The 17530-nt window shown below is 64.2% G+C and carries 15 protein-coding genes; 6 read left to right on the top strand and 9 right to left on the bottom strand.

Going from position 1 to position 17530, the window contains the following annotated elements:
• Window positions 1–37: 37 nt before the first annotated feature.
• Genes AC0MRV_RS11685 through AC0MRV_RS11675 form a run of 3 tightly spaced genes read right to left on the bottom strand, consistent with a single transcriptional unit; the run spans window position 38 to window position 4229 of the window.
• Window positions 38–1135: a sulfatase-like hydrolase/transferase gene (locus tag AC0MRV_RS11685; RefSeq protein ID WP_472764652.1), complete on the bottom strand. Its 1098-nt coding sequence runs from the start codon at window positions 1133–1135 to the stop codon at window positions 38–40.
• A gap of 6 nt (window positions 1136–1141) precedes the next feature.
• The gene (locus tag AC0MRV_RS11680) at window positions 1142–2527 is read right to left on the bottom strand and encodes a hypothetical protein (RefSeq protein WP_472764651.1); all 1386 of its coding nucleotides are present in this window, start codon (window positions 2525–2527) and stop codon (window positions 1142–1144) included.
• A gap of 16 nt (window positions 2528–2543) precedes the next feature.
• Complete coding sequence (locus AC0MRV_RS11675; protein WP_472764650.1) at window positions 2544–4229, bottom strand: hypothetical protein; 1686 nt, start codon at window positions 4227–4229, stop codon at window positions 2544–2546.
• A 64-nt stretch (window positions 4230–4293) separates the two neighbouring features.
• On the opposite strand from AC0MRV_RS11675, the gene def reads away from it, so the two are divergent.
• Together def and AC0MRV_RS11665 are read left to right on the top strand one after the other, a co-directional pair.
• Window positions 4294–4860 (top strand): peptide deformylase, encoded by a 567-nt coding sequence (gene def / locus AC0MRV_RS11670; protein ID WP_472764649.1) that lies wholly within the window; start codon window positions 4294–4296, stop codon window positions 4858–4860.
• Between the two features lie 56 nt (window positions 4861–4916).
• Window positions 4917–5999, top strand: coding sequence for a Gfo/Idh/MocA family protein (locus AC0MRV_RS11665; protein ID WP_472764648.1), 1083 nt, complete (start codon window positions 4917–4919; stop codon window positions 5997–5999).
• 215 nt (window positions 6000–6214) lie between these two features.
• On the opposite strand, the gene AC0MRV_RS11660 is transcribed toward AC0MRV_RS11665, so the two are convergent.
• The 4 genes from AC0MRV_RS11660 to AC0MRV_RS11645 all read right to left on the bottom strand — a co-directional run bounded on the left by AC0MRV_RS11660 (window position 6215) and on the right by AC0MRV_RS11645 (window position 9633).
• Window positions 6215–6661 carry a hypothetical protein gene (locus AC0MRV_RS11660; protein WP_472764647.1) on the bottom strand — a complete coding sequence of 149 codons (447 nt, stop codon included), beginning with the start codon at window positions 6659–6661 and terminating at the stop codon, window positions 6215–6217.
• Window positions 6662–6870: 209 nt separating this feature from the next.
• Window positions 6871–7362 (bottom strand): hypothetical protein, encoded by a 492-nt coding sequence (locus AC0MRV_RS11655; protein ID WP_472764646.1) that lies wholly within the window; start codon window positions 7360–7362, stop codon window positions 6871–6873.
• Between the two features lie 151 nt (window positions 7363–7513).
• Window positions 7514–9031 carry a PhoH family protein gene (locus AC0MRV_RS11650; protein ID WP_472764645.1) on the bottom strand — a complete coding sequence of 506 codons (1518 nt, stop codon included), beginning with the start codon at window positions 9029–9031 and terminating at the stop codon, window positions 7514–7516.
• 290 nt (window positions 9032–9321) lie between these two features.
• Complete coding sequence (locus AC0MRV_RS11645; protein ID WP_472764644.1) at window positions 9322–9633, bottom strand: hypothetical protein; 312 nt, start codon at window positions 9631–9633, stop codon at window positions 9322–9324.
• 102 nt (window positions 9634–9735) lie between these two features.
• Between AC0MRV_RS11645 and AC0MRV_RS11640 the strand changes: the two genes are divergently transcribed.
• Window positions 9736–10560, top strand: coding sequence for a hypothetical protein (locus tag AC0MRV_RS11640; RefSeq protein ID WP_472764643.1), 825 nt, complete (start codon window positions 9736–9738; stop codon window positions 10558–10560).
• Window positions 10561–10656: 96 nt separating this feature from the next.
• Window positions 10657–12285, top strand: a complete 1629-nt coding sequence (locus tag AC0MRV_RS11635) for a peptide ABC transporter substrate-binding protein (RefSeq protein WP_472764642.1) — start codon at window positions 10657–10659, stop codon at window positions 12283–12285.
• 60 nt (window positions 12286–12345) lie between these two features.
• Here AC0MRV_RS11635 and AC0MRV_RS11630 read toward each other — a convergent pair whose 3' ends face one another.
• Window positions 12346–13851 (bottom strand): flotillin family protein, encoded by a 1506-nt coding sequence (locus AC0MRV_RS11630; protein ID WP_472764641.1) that lies wholly within the window; start codon window positions 13849–13851, stop codon window positions 12346–12348.
• Window positions 13852–13855: 4 nt separating this feature from the next.
• Window positions 13856–14461 carry a hypothetical protein gene (locus tag AC0MRV_RS11625; protein WP_472764640.1) on the bottom strand — a complete coding sequence of 202 codons (606 nt, stop codon included), beginning with the start codon at window positions 14459–14461 and terminating at the stop codon, window positions 13856–13858.
• Between the two features lie 259 nt (window positions 14462–14720).
• Here AC0MRV_RS11625 and AC0MRV_RS11620 point away from each other — a divergent pair, with 259 nt between their 5' ends.
• Window positions 14721–16880 (top strand): M3 family metallopeptidase, encoded by a 2160-nt coding sequence (locus tag AC0MRV_RS11620; RefSeq protein WP_472764639.1) that lies wholly within the window; start codon window positions 14721–14723, stop codon window positions 16878–16880.
• A gap of 155 nt (window positions 16881–17035) precedes the next feature.
• On the top strand, window positions 17036–17422 hold the full coding sequence (locus tag AC0MRV_RS11615) for a transmembrane 220 family protein (RefSeq protein ID WP_472764638.1): 387 nt from the start codon (window positions 17036–17038) through the stop codon (window positions 17420–17422).
• Window positions 17423–17530: the final 108 nt, after the last annotated feature.

Genomic DNA, 17530 nt, shown 5'->3' with positions numbered 1-17530 from the left:
CGGGCCAACGTGGCCGCGATCGCAAGCGAGTGCCGGCTCACTCTGCCGCCCACACCGCCCCATCCGCGTTGCACACGCGCTTTTCCGCCGCGCTGCGCCACCCGGTCCACACCCGATCGCATTGATCCGGTAGCGCCACCACACTCGGCATCGAGATCGGTGCGCGATCGCGCGGGCAACTCCACGCATCACGGTCCGCCCACGCCCGCGTCATCGCCGGCAGATCCAACAATGACACCGGCGCCGCGCTCACCCCACGCTCACCCGGCGCGCCGCGCACCACCAGCGGCACCCGCACACTCTCTTCGTGCGGCCAGCCTTTGCGAAACAAGCCGTGGGCGCCGTGCATGTCACCGTGCACCGAGGTGACCACCACGATCATGTCGTCCGGCAGGCTCGCCACCAGTCGACCCATCGCCCGATCAGTCGCCTCGATGTGAGCGTAATAACCCGCCAAATCCCGCCGCGCCCGTTCCCTCGCCGCCGGCGGCACGTTTTCCGCCAACACCACCTCCGCCGCGTCGCGCTCAATCCCCGCCGCCGGCGCGCCATAGGGCGGGTGCGGCGCCTCCACGCTCACCACGGCAAACCACGGTGAGGTCTGTTCGCGCAACCAATCACCGGCGCGCTCGCACAGCACGTCACTCTGATAACCCGGCACCTGCACCGGCTCCGGCAACCGGGTGCCGTGCAGCCACGGATCGTTGAGCAGGAATCCACTCTCAAACCCTTCCCAAAATCCGAAGCCGCCGCGCGCCGTATCCGGCACGACCATACGCGCGTGCGCTTCGCCGACCAAGGGCGCCGTGCGATCGCGCTCGGCCAGATGCCACTTGCCAAACCATGCCGTCATGTAGCCGCGCTCCGCCATATCATGCGCAATCGTTCGCGCGTCGCTTGGCAAAGGATCCCAATAGTCACAGACCCCGTTCTCGGGCGACGGCACGCCGGTCAACAACGCCGCTCGTGCAAAGGGGCCAAAGGGATGCGGCGTGGTTGCCTCTCGATAGTCGCAACCCGCCGCGGCCAGCGCGTCGAGGTGCAGCGTGCGCGCGTTGGGATCCCCCATCGCCGCCCGCGCCTGCGCCCGCCACTGCGTGGTCACAATCCACAGGATGTTCGGCCGCGCTCCCATCACGGTTCAACGGCTGCGACTCTCAGCCATCTGCCGCATGCGCTCCAGCAGCGCACGAAGGTTCTGCCCGCTCGTGTCGCCGGTGCGAATCGTGCCGGCCGGGAGAAAATTATCCACCATCGCACACAGGTCCGAGGTCACCATCACGCCCAGCAGTTCGCCGGTCTTGGACAGCACCAGATCGCCGCGCTCCGGCGTGTAGTCCGCCATCAGCCGACGCACCAGCCGGTTGTCCATGCGCACGTAGCCCGGCAGGTTGGCCTCCAACTTGAAGGGCACTTCGCCATAACCTTCGCCGCCGTTGCTGATCAACACGGCCTCCGGAAAACGGAATGGATCCGTCGTCGTGCGATACACCTTCACCCCGAGCGCGGCCGCCTGCGAGGCCTCCACCGGAATCGCCACGATGCGCGGGTCCCGTGCCAGAAAATCCAACCGTGGCGCCGCCGCTCGCACCTCGTCCTTCGCCAGGGTCACAAACACCCGCGCCCACTGCGACGCCGGCTCGGCGTAGTTGAACGGCGTGTCCTCGATGTGCATGATCGCGTAGGTTGCTTCGCCGTCGCTCACCAGAATCGTCCGCGCCTGAGCGGTGCGGGTGAGCTCGTTGCCAAATCCATTGATCCGCGCCGCATTGAAGTTGGCCGGCACCCGGTTGATCAAAAATTCGCTGAAGAGTGTATTCGCATTGATGGGACGGTTTTCGCGCATCTCCTGCGTGATCGCATCCGACTTCTCCGCCAAGGCGCCCACGCCCTGCGCGAGCTGGGTCGTTGTCTCCTGCACCTTGATGCGCTCCTCGCGCTCCTTGGCCGCCTGCTCGCGGAAGGTGTCGGCCGTTTCGCGCAACAGGGTTTTCTCCTGCTCGGCGACTTTGACCGCCACGTTGAGATTCTGGATCTGCTCCTGCGCCGCCGCCTGCGCGGTGGCGAGTTTGGCCAACTCTTCCGCCTGTTGCGCGGCCAGCTTCTCGCGCTCTTCCAGATCACGTTGCAACTGCGCCACGCGAGCCTGCGATGCCGCCGCTTCACTCGCCCGCGCCGCCGCCTGTTCGCGCAACTGCGCCGCCGTCTGCTGGGTTTGCTCCAGATTGACCGCGAGATCGTCGCGCGCTGCCTCCAACTCACGCAGCGCCCGCTCGCGCTCCGCGAGTTCGGCGGCCCGCGCCTCCAGCTCGGCGCTGAGCTCGGTTTGCTGCGCCTGCTGGTCCTCGAAGGACAGCTTCATCAGTTCAACCACGTCATCCGCCGCCGTGACCGCGCCGTCTTCGTCCTGGATCTGCGCCGCCGCCGTCTCCGTCGGCCGCTCCGGCTCCGCCGTCTCCCAACGCGTGAGCGCGAGCAACGTCAGCAACAGGAAGTCGCAGAGGATGAGCAGGAGGGTGCGGTTCATGACGCGGGGTCGCGGCTCAAGCCTTCACGGGAGCGGCGGGGGTTTCCTTTTGGGCGAGCGCCATCAACGCCTCCTGCCCTTCCAGAATCAGGCGGCACTTGTAGGGGCGCACGTGACGGATCTTCACCAGGGCGACGCAGGTGATGCCGAACAGGTTGGAGGAATAGGCCGCCAGCAAGTTGGGCTCGATGAGACCGAGCACCTGAAACACCAGCGCCGTGGCCGTGCCGCCGATGCCCACGTAAAGACCGCCATCGAAAAGGTTTTCTTCGTTCTCCATCAGCTTGAGCTTCACCAGCGGCGGCACCTCGCGGCGGTTGATCTCGCCGATCTTGAGCAGGCAGATGAGATACATCGCCACTTGCAGGGCGGCAAACAGACCGATCGTAAGCAGAGTCGAGGAATCCATGGTCGTGGTGGGTTTCGTGAGTTCAGCCGAAGTCGTGTCCGTGATGTCAGCCAACACCGGCAAGGCTATTTTGAATTGAAATTCCGACGGCGGAGCCGCCTGCAGGAGAAAAGGTTCGGTCGCGACAATGATGACGCCCGCCGTCAACACTGCCAGCACCCCGCTCGAAAGATGCGGCAGCGCGCCGCCGGCCGTGCGCGCGGCGAAACCGCGGTCAAGTCCACGAAAGAGCAGGAAGGCTCCCGCCAGCATGCCGAGATACTTCGCCCCCAGCAGCCAGTGCGGATGCAGCAACCCGAACGCCGCGACCGCACTGAGCGTCGGCCCGGCCTCGCGCGAAACGGGCACCTGTCGACCGACGAGTTGCCGCACCGCCCCCTGCCCGTTGGCCAAGGCCAGCCGCAGGTCCGCCAGACCCTGCCGGCCGTAGCGTATCAAATAAGTGGCGACCGGGTCGGCCGCCTCCGCCGCCATCGCGGCCGCGTAAACGCTGGCCAGATCGTCCGCCGCCACCCGGCTCAGGTGGGCAAACTCGCCGACGGTCTGCGTGCTTTCGACCAGCCGCAGCAGCTCGGTGAGCTGAATCCAGTTGAGCCGCTTGCCGAGCGAGAGCAGGTCGAGAAAGAAGGGTTCGATCTCGGTGAGGTCGTCGGCCAGCGCAGCGTTTTCCGCCAGGTCGCGCACCTCACGCTGCAGGGAATCGGACAGGTGTTCCCCCTGATACAACAGCGCCGCCAGCAGGATCGTGGCATCCAGCGCCTGGCCGCCCGGCCGGGTCGCCGGCACAAACTGCTGGGCGCGATCGATGCGCCGCAGTTCCAACATCGCCCGCACCCCGGCCGACCGCGAATTGGCCAAAAAACCCGCCAGCGCACCGCGCGCTTCCCGCGTTACAAAGAACGCCAGCACCGGCGTGGAGTCGGGTCGCCCCACGGCATCCGCCTGATCCACCAGCGGTTCCAGAAACGGATCCCAACCGCCCCACGGCACGAGCTCCGGTTGCCGCGTCGCTTCGCGCGCCAAACGCTCGGCCAACGCGACCGCACCGGGGGCCTCGACCACTTGGGCGGCCGCTTGCACCAGCGCCGCCGGACCGGGCTTTTCGCGAGCCAACAGATCATCGCCGATGTCCACGACACTCGGCGTGCCTCGCCCCGCTTCGCGCAGCAAGGCCGTCGGCAAAGCCAACAGATTGACCGGCAACATCCACGCCGCTCCCGCCAACAAAACACCGCCCAGCACCCAGGCCAAGGGCAGCCAACGACTGCGGGACGCGGACGAGCTTTGTGTCATCGGATTCGGACTATCGAGTTGCGACGCACCGGACGCAAACCCACCTTTGCGCCCTCACAGACCCATGGTTCTCAACATAGTTCACTACAACGACCCCGTGCTGCGCACCAAGGGCGCGCCGGTCACCACCTTCGACGCCGAGCTGGCGGTGCTCGCCCGCGACATGGTGGAAACGATGCATGCCGCCGCCGGCATTGGCCTCGCCGCCCAGCAGATCGGCAAAGCCATGCAGTTCTGCGTCGTCGACTTGGCCAAGACCGATCGCGACTTCGATTGGGAGCTCGATGGCGCCAAGCCGCCGCTCGACCTCATCATGCCGATGACGATCGCCAATCCCGAGATCGAGGTGCTGGAGGGCGACGACACGATTTATGAAGAAGGTTGCCTGTCCTTCCCCGGCATCAACGGCGACGTCATCCGCCCCGACGAAATCCTGGTCAAATACCAGGACGCCGCCGGCACCCCGCACACCTTGATTTGCAACGGTCTCTTCTCGCGCTGCATCCAGCACGAAGCCGATCACCTCAACGGCACGCTCTTCATCGACCGCATGAGCAAGAAGGTCCGCCAATCCATCGACCGCGACATCAAGGACCTCGCCAAACGCACCCGAGACGCCGCGGAGGCATGATCGCCTTCAGCCTTTTTCAGCATTTCAGTTTTTAGCTTTTCCGCGTTTCCCCACTGATGAGTTCTTCCGACGGCATGACCTACGCCCCCACGGGCAAACCCGCTCCAGTGGTCAAACCCGGTGAGTTTACCTTCGCGGTCGCGCACCTCGATCACGGCCACATCTTCGGTCAGACCAACGGGCTGCTCGAAGCCGGCGCCGAGCTGAAGTGGGTCTACGATCCGGATCCGGCCAAGGTGGCGGACTTCTGCCAACGTTATCCGCAGGCCCAAGTCGCACGCTCGCTCGACGAAGTCCTCGACGACACTGCCGTGCAACTCGTCGCCGCCGCCGCCATCCCCAACACCCGCGGCGCGCTCGGTTGCCGCGTCATGTCCGCCGGCAAGGACTACTTCACCGACAAGACGCCCTTCACCGCCTTCGACCAACTCGAGCAGGCCAAGCAGGTCGTCGCCGAGACCGGCCGCAAATATGCCGTCTATTTCAGCGAGCGCCTGCACGTGGAGAGTGCCATGTATGCGACCGACCTCGTCGCCGGCGGCGCCATCGGCCGCGTCATTCAAGTGCTCGGTCTCGGCCCGCATCGGCTCAATGCTCCGTCCCGCCCGGACTGGTTCTTCAAAAAGGAACAATACGGCGGTATCCTCTGCGATATCGGCAGCCACCAGTTCGAACAATTCCTCACCTTCTCCGGCGCCACCGATGCCACCGTCACCCACGCCGCCATCGCCAACTACAACAACCCAAACCACCCGGAGCTCGACGACTTCGGCGAGGCCACCCTGGTTGGCAACAACGGCGCGACCAACTACGTGCGCCTCGACTGGTTCACGCCCGACGGTCTCCGCAGCTGGGGCGACGGGCGTATGATCATTTTGGGCACGCAGGGTTACATCGAGCTGCGCAAATACCTCGACGTCGGCCGCCCCGACAGCGGCCCGGATCACGTTTTCCTCGTCGACCAAAAGGGCGAGCACCACATCCCGGTCGCGGGCAAGGTCGGCTACCGCTTCTTCGGCGAGCTCATCCTCGACTGCCTGAATCGCACCGAGCAGGCGATGACCCAGGACCACATCTTCACCGCCGCCCGCCTGTGTCTCGAAGCCCAAGCCAAGGCAGTGCGGATCGCGAACACCTAAAAACGCGGTCGAGGACGTCCGCGTCCACCCTGCCCACGAAAGGTGGACGCCAACCTCCGGACGACGTAAGGACGGTTCCTCCGTTCGCCGGCCGCTGAACTTCGGAAATCGCGGCCAACAACGGAGGTCGGACTTCCCCCGGCAAGGTCCGGAGCCCCCCCCTTCCCCTGGATCACGCCACGTGCGTTGATCCGTCCCGCACAGGGACGGCCCGCCTAGTCTTCGCGAATTCCGGCCGCGTGCATTGCCTCGAGCCGGTCCGCCGGCGTGGCGTAATCGTGGGCCTCACAATACGGCAACGGCGCGCGCTTTTTTGAACGCAACTGGGCCTGCAGCAGCTTCAGCTCCGCGACCAGGCGATCCCGTTCCGATCTCACCATTTCCCGCAACCGCAGGCGCAGCGTTTCCGCGTCGCGCTGCCCCCATTCCATGCCGAACGCCCCTGGGATCGTAACACCGCAGTGGGTGTGGAGCGTAACGACACTCAGGTCCCCCGCGACGCCGGAGGAGATTTCTTCCGGCCGAATCGCAAGGACTACCCGTTCCCAGGCGTTGCGATGTGCCGCAAAGAATTCTGCCTCGTCGCCGACCACGTATTCAGAGGCCGGCGCCTTGTAAGTGAGATGGAATGTCCGCTCACGTTCCGAAGCTGGCCGATCCAAGTTTGTCGGCTGCCCGAACAAGACTGGCTGAACCAAAACGATCAACAGACTCCAGAGCTGAAACCAAGCACCGCGCATCCCGGCATGCTGAATACCGCCCCGTCAGACTCAACTTGAAAGCGGGGAACCTCCTGAACCTCTGCCCAGCCCCGCGCGCGCCGCTCTTCGCACGCCGCAGGCACCTTCGGCCAATTGGCGCGAGGCCGGATTCACTGCTCCTCGCGAGTTCCCGCCGCGCGCATCGCCTCCAGCCGGTCCGCCCGCGTGGCGTAATCGTGGGACTCACAATACGGCAACGGCGCGCGCTTTTTTGCCGCTAGTTCGCGCTGCAAAGCGTGCAGCTCCGCGACCAAGCGTGCGCGCTCCGCGAGTGGCGCTCCGCGCAGCTTCCCGAGAAGCCTTTGCGCCTCGTCCTGACCTGCCTCCATCCCGAAGACCGCCAACGTGGGTCCCGGCACGCTGTGGTGCGAATGGCCCGAGCCCGTGTAAACTTCGAACCCTGGTTGTGATGCGATCATTTCTTCCGACACGGTCAGCATGAAGCGCTCCCAGGCATTGCGATGAGCCGCCTGGTAGGCGGGATCTTTCGCCTGCGCCTGCAGCCTCTCCACCATGTCAGGCCGCGTTGGCTCAAAATGCGCCAAAAGCGCAGGGGCAGGTGGCTGCGGCGGCGTATAAACGATGTGAAGGTCGCGACTCAAGGACGCGCCCGCTTCCGCCGGTTCGGCCGCAAAGACCCATCCCGGAAAAGCCCAGAGGCAAAACAGCCCGAGTCGAAGTTTCATCCCGCCGCGAGACCAACGTGGCGCCGCAGGTTTGGCAATCCTCCGGGGCCGACCAGCAACGCTGCGCTCAGAGCAGATCGGCCGCGAGTTCGGCGAGTTTGGAACGTTCGCCCTTCGACAGCTTCACGTGCGCGGAGATCGAGTGGCCCTTCATGCGATTGTGGCAGTAGACGAGGCCGTTACTGCGGGAGTCGACATACGGGTTGTCGATCTGCGCCGGGTCGCCGATGAGCACGATCTTGGAGCCTTCGGAAATGCGGGTGATCACCGTCTTCACTTCGTGCGGCGTGAGCTGCTGCGCCTCGTCGAGGATGAAGAAGCGGCGCGCAATCGAGCGACCACGGATGAAGCAGAGCGCCTCGATTTCGACCACCCCGCTGTGAATCAGTTTTTCGTAGGGTTTGAGTGGTGCCGCGACACCGGCGGAGGGATCGCTGGGCGTGGTGTCGAGTTTGCGAACCTTCTTCTTGGCCACCTTCTTCGCGGCAAACTGCGGATCCTTCGGCGGCTTGGAGGGCATGAGGACCTCGAGCGCGTCGTAATAAGGTTGCAACCAGGGCTTCATCTTTTCTTCCAGCGAACCGGGAAGAAAGCCGATGTCCTTGCCCAGGGCGATGACCGGCCGGGAAATGGACACACCATCATACCGTCCGTGTTCATCCATGATCTGCGCGATCGCGCAGGCGGTGGAGATGAGCGTTTTGCCGGTGCCGGCCTTGCCGAAGCAGGTGATGAGCGAAATCGAATCGTCCATCAGCGCGTCCATGAAGAACTGCTGCTCCAAATTGCGCGCGCGGATCGGGATGCCGCCGGGCGCTTTCACAAACTCCGGGATGCGCAGGCGACGCACCTGGCCCTTGCCGATGTGGCGCGCCGGCATGGTCTTGTCCTCATCGGAGCGCAGCAGGACATATTCGTTGATCTCCAACGGCGGCTGACTCTCCATCGTCTCGCCCACGTCGAGGTGACCTTCGGAGCAAAAGCGCTGCAGCTCGTAAATGGTGACGGGCACTTCACGGTAGCCCATCTCCTCGTCGACCTCGGGCACCTTGTCGTTGAGGTAGTCCTGCGACTCAAGCCCCACCGCGCGCGCCTTGAGCTGCACATTGACATCCTTGGTGACGAGGATCGTCGGCGGCGTGTAGTTCTCCTGCACGAAGAGCGCGCAGGCGATGATGCGATTGTCCTTTTTCTTCGGATCATCGAGCACCGCGCGCAGGCGGTTCATCGCCGGCGAGTCATAGCTGCCGGATTCGTGGTAGCGGTTGATCACGACCTGAAGCGTGCCACCGGTGGGCAACTTCACTCCCTCTTCCATGGAGCGTTTGTCGGGCAACAGCTCCTGCAGGATGCGGTGCACCCGGCGGGCGTTGCGACCGCGCTCGGTCGACTGTTCGGTTTTTATTCGGTCCAGCTCTTCCAGCACCTCGACCGGGATGGCCAGGGTGTTGTCCTCAAACTTGAATAACGACTGGGGGTCGTGAAGGAGGACGTTGGTGTCGAGAACGAACGTTTTGGGAGTGACCCTCCGCTTGTCCGTCCGCGAGCGAGATGGAGCAATTTCGCCGCTGGGGTGATTCGCCATTTATTGGGAATAACCTGTGAACAACTCACCGGCGCTTGTCCATCGGGGAATTGGGTTTTCCCCAAAATATTGGGTGACGATCACGTATCCAATCCGGCAGGACCGATGAGCCGAGCTTACCCAAAAAGATTGGGCAGACCGCCTACCCCAGTGCGGTCCGCCCGTGGTTTTCTTTTTGAACCCAGCTCTCCACTTCGCAATGGAGAACGGTTGAAACCCAAGGACTCTTTCGGCGCGGCTTGGCGCCGACTTGAGCAAAAGTTCAGCGGCCCGAATCGATTCCGGCAACCCTACGCGTAGGGTTGCCCGGCCGAGCGCTTGTTGGGGCGCGGCGCCACCCAAACGCGCAGCCAATACTCCGCCAAGTTGCGCATACTCGTCGGCCCCAGCCCCGCCCGATTGGCCGCCTCCTGAAACGCCGCCACCACCCCGGCGCGCTCCTCGAAGTAACGCCACAATTCCTCCGCCAGAGTCGCCGCGGCCTGATGCTCGTCGGCCTCGCGCGCCGCGACGGCCGTGACTTTGTCCACCCAGAACCGGCGTTCCTCCGGGTTTTCTTCCACGTAGTCACACACCATCTGCTCGCTGCGGTTCAGGCTCATTAATCCGCAGCCTGCCCGTCGCAGACCGCGCTTTTCAAACGCAAACCTCGCCGCGAGGCGACGTTGCAAATTGCCGGGACCTTCCCCAGTCTCGACGGCACCATGTGGCCAAAACTCAAAGATCAGCTTCCCGCCGTCGTGATCACCATCGTGCTAATCGGGGGACTGGCCTACTGGCTGCACACCGAAACCGTGCGGCAAATGAGCGCCACCCAGGAGGCGGAAATGACCGCGCTGCGGGAGCAGACCCAGGCCGAACTCCGCGACGCCGCCGCCGAAACCCGCCAGCAAATCGACGAAATGAACGCGTTCCTGCGCGACGCGATCAAGAGCCGCAGCTCCGACCTGCTGCTCAGCGATGAGGAATACGCCTCCGCCCAACAGGCCAAGGTCGAGCAACTCGCCGACGCCATCGCCGGCCGCCTGCAACCCTATCAGGACGTGCCGCAGTCCGCAAACGAAGCCGCGCAACAGGAGGCCGCCCAGATCGATCGGGTTTCCGACCGTCTCACCGATCGCCTGCGCCCGCTGATCGCCCAGCTGTCCGACGACCAAGCCGCCAATCGCAAGATCCTCGAGGACATCTCCGCCGAGATCACCAACCAGCTTTCCGTCGTGCTCACGTCGGAGTTGGCCAAGAACCAGACCCTCAACAACAACCTCGGCGAATCCCAGGCCATTGCCCGCGATTCAATCGGGCTCTCGCAGGAACTCGCCGCCCTCTACCTTTCCAGCTTCGAGGACAAAGGCGTGCTCACCCGCATCCTCACGCTGCCCGCCGGGCTCATCAAGGATGCCTCGCAGGCGAGCTTCGTGAACAGCACCGAGCGCAAAAAAAAGGAAGAGGAACTCTTCGCGAAACTCGCGGAATTCCAGACCCGCCTGGACGCGCTGCAGGAAAAGGCGCCACCCGGCCTCGAGGAGTGAGCGCCGCCATGTAGCCGCGAGCGTGAGCGAGTGGCCCAGCCTGCTCGCCACGTCGTTTTTGCTTTGCGCTTCCGCGTGGGCCGCTTCCCTTGCCCCATGCGAATTCGTTTCCTCCCCGTCCTCGCCCTCGTGGTGGGCACCGTCCTGTTCAGCGGCTGCGGCAAACGCGAAACCCCGGTCTCGATCGGCAATCGCGAACAGATCTTCCACCTCGGCAACATGTCCGAGCCGACCGATCTCGACCCGCAGATCATCAGTAGCCTGCAGGACTTCCAGATCGTCATCGGTCTCTTTGAGGGCCTGACCAGCTACCACCCGCAGACCGCCGAGCCCATCCCAGGCGTCGCCACGTCATGGGAATCCAATGACGATGCGACCCTCTGGACCTTCCACCTCCGGCCCGAGGCCATGTGGTCCAACGGTATCCCTGTCACCGCGCACGACTTTGTCTGGGCCTACCAACGGGTGCTTTCCCCCGGCCTCGGCTCCGAATACGCCTCCATGCTGTTCTGCCTGCGCAATGCCCGCGAATACCTCGGCGGTGAGATCACCGACTTTGCCGAGGTGGGCGTGAAGGCCATCGACGACCACACCTTGCTGCTCTCGCTCGACCATCCCGTGCCCTACCTCCCGGGCATGGTCGCGCATGCCGTCTGGTATCCGGTTAATCGTGACAACATCCTCGCCCACGGCGCCATCGACCAGCGCGGCACCCACTGGACCCGCCCCGGCAACCTCATCGGCAACGGTCCCTTCGTGCTCGCCGAGTGGTCACCCAATCAGGTCATCATCCTCAAGCGCAACGAGCTCTACTGGGACCACGCCAACGTGCGTCTGAACGAAGTCCACATCTACCCCATCGACAACTCCGCCACCGAGGAGGCCGCCTTCCGCGCCGGCCAGTTGCATGCCACCGTGACCATGCCCCAGTCCAAAATCGCGGTCTACAAGAACGACCCGGAACGCCGTCACCTGCTTAAACAATACCCGCAGCTCGCCACCTACTTCTACCGTCTCAATGTCGAGCGTCCGCCGCTCGACGACGTCCGGGTGCGTCGGGCCCTCTCCATGGCGGTTGATCGACAGCAAATCATCGACGCCGTCGCCCGCGGCGACCAACTCCCGGCCTTCACCCTGACCCCGCCCGACACTGGCGGCTACCAGGCGCCCATCGTGATCAAGCACGATCCGGAGGCCGCCCGCGCCCTGCTTGCCGAGGCCGGCTTCCCGGGCGGCGAGGGTTTTCCCAAAATGGACCTGCTCTACAACACCAGCGAGGGTCACCGCGCCTTGGCCGAGGCCCTGCAGCAGATGTGGAAGCAGGAGCTCGGCATCGAGATCGGCCTCTACAACCAGGAAGCCAAGGTCTGGAACGACACCATGCGCGAAATGAACTACGACATCGCGCGCTACGCGTGGGTGGGTGACTACCTCGACGCCTCCACCTTCCTGGATCTCCTCACGACCGAGAACGGCAACAATCAGACCCACTGGAGCAATGCCGAATACGACCGCCTCATCGAGGAGTCCCGCACCAAGATCAAAAAGGAGGATCGCTTCGCCCTCTACCGGCAGGCCGAGGCCATCCTCATGGAGGAATCCCCCATCATCCCGCTCTACTACTACACGAACAATCAACTCCAGGTGCCGGAGCTCAAGGGCTGGGACGGCAACCTGCTCGACATCCACCCCTACAACCGCGTCTATCTCGAGGCGGCGGAGTAAACCCGGCGAGTCAGCAGCCGACAAAAAAGCGGCACCCGCCCGGGTGCCGCTTTTGCGTATTCAGGATTTGGATTCGCCCGCGTCGTCCGCGGGCTCGGCCGGCGCCGCGCGATCCGCCTTGCCGCCGAGTTTGCCGAGATACTCCGGCAACTCGACGCCGACGTTGCGGGTGATCTCGTGCAGCGGTGGCAGCGAGCCGACCAGTCCGGACAGGAAGTTCGAGGTGCTGCTCTTGCCGTCGGCGTTCTTGCCGCCGTCCCAGACCGTGACCTTGTCGATCTTGAGGTTGGAGATCGCTTTGACCTGCTCCTCGACCAGCTTCGGCAGTTGCTCGATGACGAGCATGAGCTGCGCCTGCTCCTCGCTGCTGAACGACGAGACGAGCTCGGCAAAACCCTTGGCCTTGTTCTTGAGCAGGGCCTCCACACCTTCGGCTTCGGCCAGCATCTTGAGACGCTGACCATCGGCCTCGGCCGTGAGCTTGAAACGTAGACCGTCGGCCTCGGCCTGCTTGACCGCCTTGAGACCATCGGCCTCGGCCTGCTTCTGGAGGCGCACCGCGTCGGCCTCGCCCTTCTGGACGCGGCGGATGGCCTCGGCCTTCGCCTCGGCGTCGACGATCGCTTTGTCGCGGTCGACTTCCGCCGGCACGATCACGTTGGCCTCCTGGGTGGCCTTCTCCTTGATCGCACGTTGCTTTTCCGCCGCCTCTTCCGCGACGTAGGAATCCTTGAGCGCTGTCGCCTGCGCGACCTTTTCGGAGGTGATCGCCTGGCGCTCGGCTTCGGCTTCGCGGACACGACGACTGGCGTTGGAGTTTGCCACCGTGACCTTGGCCGCGTTCTCGCCCTCGGTGGCGACAGCATCGGCTTCCGCCACCCGCACGCGCTGGTCGCGCTGCGCTTCGGCGGCGCCGATGTCACCGTCTCGTTGCGCTTGGGCGACCTTGACCTTGGCTTCGGCAATCGCCTTCGAAGCGGCCTCTTGACCGAGCGCATCAATGTAGCCGGAAGCGTCGGTGATGTCCTGCACGTTCACGTTGATGAGGCGCAGACCGACCTTCTTGAGCTCAACTTCAACGCCCATCGAAATGTTGGCGATGAGCTTGTCGCGGTCGGCGTTGATTTCCTCGATGTCCATCGTGGCGATGACGACGCGCATCTGGCCGAAGATGATGTCCTTCGCCAGTTCCTTGATCTCGGCGAGGCCCAGACCGAGCAGGCGCTCGGCGGCGTTTTCCATGATGCCCGGCTCCGTCGAAATACCGACCGTGAAGGTGGAGGGCGTGTTGACGCGGATGTTCTGCTTGGAGAGCGCGCCCTCGAGCCGGATGTCGATCGGCAGCGGCGTCAGGTCGAGGTATTGATAACCTTGAATGATGGGCCAGACAAAGGCCGCGCCACCGTGGTAACAGTTGGCCGACTTGCCGCCGGCGATCTTACCGTAGACAACGAGGAGGCGGTCGGACGGGCAGCGCTTGTAGCGCGTGGCCGCCGTGACAAGAAAACCGATGAGGAAGATGATGCCGGCGACGATGCCGAGCAGGATGGGGATGCTGTTTAACATGGGATTAGGAGGAAAGGGGCGGCGGTTGCGCCGTGGTCTCACGCACGGAGTCCACGACATAGGAGGTTTCGCCAAACATGCCGGTGATCGTTACCTTCTCGCCGGGCTTCGCGACGCCGGGGGTGACCTTGCGAGCGCTGGCGGTGCGCAGGCGGCCCTGAATCATGAACTGAATCTGCCCGCCGCCGTCTTCGTCGTCTCCCGGCAGGGTCACATAGACGGTCGCCTGCTGACCGATGGCGTTGCGGTAGTCGAGGTTGCCGCTGGATTGGAGCCGCAGCACCTGACGAATCAGGAAGTAGGTGGCAAACATCACCACGACGCCCACCACCGCAGCGAAGACGATCGCGATCAGGAGGCTCAGACCAGCGGTCAACACCGCCGCGCCCACCCAGCCGAAACCGAGAAAGAAGGCCGACAAGGTTTGCCCCGAAACCACACTCGCGCCGGCCGGGTCACCATCGCCGAGCTCCAAATCAAGATCAAACGCGTCTCCACCCAAGCCGAACAGCGACAGCCCCAGTTGCAGCACCGACAAAAGCAGGGAAATGAACCCGATGCCATAAAAGACCTGCAGGGCGAGAGAGAGACCATTCCACCAATCGATCATAATAGCGCAGGATTGAAGTTTACCCGAGAGGAGTTTCAGCGCGGCGGCGCCTTCTCGGCAGCGAAACCATATCACACCGTGTATTCATCCCGCTGTTACTCTATGGAAGCGTGTTTGTAACTCTCGTTCATCGAACGGCTTTGGGCGAATTTCTGCCACGAGCATCCTTCGATTGCAAGCCAAGTGAACATCCCCAACCAGACCGAGGTGTTGCAGGTCTGTTCGAACCCATTTCAGTGGGCCGAAACAAACAACGCCCATGCTCCAACGTCCTCTTTTGTCGCACCGGCGGACCGCCATCTGGCCCGTCGTCGCCCTCATGCTCGGCTGCCTTTCCACGCCCGCCGCCGAACTGTCGGTCACCGCTGTCAATCCGGTGCTGCAAGCCAGCCCGCTGCCCTTCGGCTTCCCGCAATTCGACCTGATTCGGCCCGAACATTTCGACGACGCGTTCACTGCCGCCATCGCAGCCAAGCGGAACGAGATCGCAGCCATCGTCGACAACCCCGCGCCCGCCACGTTCGAGAACACCATCGTCGCTCTGGAACGCTCCGGCCAACTCTACGACCGCGTCGATCGCCTCTTTTCCAATCTCAACAGCACCATCGGCAACGAGGTCTTCGCTGTCGTGGACGCGAAGTTTGCGCCCATCGAAGCTGCGCTCAACGACGAGATCCACCTCAACCCTGCCCTCTTCACCCGCGTCGCCGCCGTGCACGCCGCGCTTGATTCCCTCGACCTCGCCCCGGAATCCCGCCGCCTCGCCGAACAAACCTACACGCGCTTCGTGCGCGCGGGCGCGCTACTCGACGCCGCCGCCAAGGCACGCATGGCCGAGATCAACGCCGAGCTCGCCACCCTGCGCACGCAGTTCCGCCGAAACGTCCTGCAGGAAACCAACGCCTCTGCTCTGCTCGTCGACACTCGCGAGGAACTCGACGGCCTGTCGGACACCGCGATCGCTGCCGCGGCGACGGCCGCCACCGCCGCCGGCCACGACGGCAAGTTCCTGCTCGCCCTGCAAAACACCTCCGGCCAACCGGCCCTCGCCGACCTCACCGACCGTGCCGTGCGCGCCCGCCTGCACGCGGCTTCCCTCGCCCGCGGCACCCGGGGCAACGAGTTCGACAACCGCATGCTCGTCGCCCGCACCGCCCGCCTGCGCGCCGAACGCGCCCAATTGCTCGGCTACGAGTCCTACGCCGCCTACGCACTGGAGGAACGCACCGCCAAGACCATCGACGCCGTCAACACCATGCTCGGCCGTCTCGCTCCCGCCGCCGCCGCCAACGTGCGCCGCGAAGCCGCCGCGCTTCAGGAAGCGATTCTCGCCGATGGTCAGGACTTCACCCTCGCACCGCACGACTGGGCCTTCTACTCCGCCAAGGTCCGGGCCCAGCGCTACGCCTTCAACGAAAACGAACTCCGCCCCTACCTCGAGTTGAACCGCGTGCTCGAAGACGGCGTGTTCTACGCGGCCAACCAACTCTACGGCCTCACCTTCCAAGCCCGTCCGGATCTGCCGGTCTATCACCCCGACGTGCGCGTTTGGGAAATCTTCGACGCCGACGGCGCCACCCTCGCGTTCTTCGTTGGCGATTTCTACGCGCGCCCCGCCAAACGCGGCGGCGCCTGGAAGAACAGCTATTCGGTCCAGTCCCACCTGCTCGGCACCCAGCCCATCATTGGCAACCATCTCAACATCGCCAAACCCGCCGCCGGTCAGCCCACGCTGCTCACGTGGAGCGAGACCAACACCCTTTTCCACGAGTTCGGTCACGCCCTTCACGAGATGTTCTCCGACGTCACCTACCCCAGCTTCGCCGGCACCAGCGTGCCGCGTGACTTCGTGGAGTTTCCGTCACAGGTGAATGAGATGTGGCGCGACTGGCCGACCATCCTCGCGCACTACGCCGTGCATCACGAAACCGGCGAACCCATCCCCGCCGCGCTGCTCGCCAAGATCGAAGCCGCCGCGCAGTTCAATCAGGGGTTCGCCACCGCCGAATACCTCGCCGCCACTTGGCTCGATCAAGCCTGGCATCAACTCAAACCCGACGAGGTCCCGCCGACGCCGGCAGCCGTGCTGGCCTTCGAAGACGCCGCCCTCGCGCGCGTCGGCCTCAAGCTCGACGCCGTGCCGCCCCGCTACCGCAGCACCTATTTCTCCCATGTCTTTTCCGGTGGGTATCCAGCCGGCTACTACGGCTACATCTGGAGCGAGGTGCTTGATGCCGAAAGCGTCGAATGGTTCAAAGCCCACGGCGGCCCGACCCGCGCCAACGGCGACCACTTTCGCGCCACCCTGCTTTCGCGTGGCGAGTCGCGCGACCCCATGCAACTCTTCCGCGACTTCACCGGCCGCGACCCCCGCGTCGAGCCCCTGCTCAAGCGCCGCGGCCTCACCGGCACCGAATAACCGGCGTTCTCTCCAACACTCCACAAGCGGCGGCCCGCCCCCCGTGAACGTTGCTCCGTGGCGGCTCGGCTTTCCCGTTGCCTGTGGCTGCCAGCTCATCAAGGTGCGGGCTGACCCGCCGTCGCCGACTCCGACGGATTTCTCCCCTCGATAACATGCCCCTGGCCCTTCGTATCTCTCATGGCATCATGGCCGCGCTGTTCGCGTTTTCCGCGACGCTGCAGTTCAACGATCCCGATCCCGCCCCATGGATTGTGCTTTACGCCGTCGCGGCCATCGTGACCGGTTTCGCCGCCGCCGGTCGCGCCACCGGCTGGTTTGCGCCGCTGATCATCGTCATCTGCGTATGGTGGGAAATCCACTACATCCGCCTAGGCGCCTGGCACACGCCCTTCTCGGACCTCACGCAAGAGTGGCATATGACCAACAAATCGATCGTCGATGGTCGCGAATTTTATGCGCTGATTTGGATCACCGTGTGGATGGGCCTCATCCTCCTGCGCCGACCACCCAAAGTCGCCCCCGAGCCGGAAAAAGATTAGAATGGGCCTATTTAAATAGGCCCTTCTTACTCCCTTCTTTCCGGCCTTGTTTTACGCAATTTCCCCCTGGCTGCGACGTTGACCCTAGTCAGTGCCGGCGAATCATTT

The sequence above is a fragment of the Actomonas spartinae genome, from assembly GCF_051209155.1.
Classification (GTDB): Bacteria; Verrucomicrobiota; Verrucomicrobiia; order Opitutales; family Opitutaceae; genus Actomonas.
The sequence above is the reverse complement of the archived record's forward strand: the minus strand, read 5'-3'. Positions and strand labels throughout refer to the sequence as shown.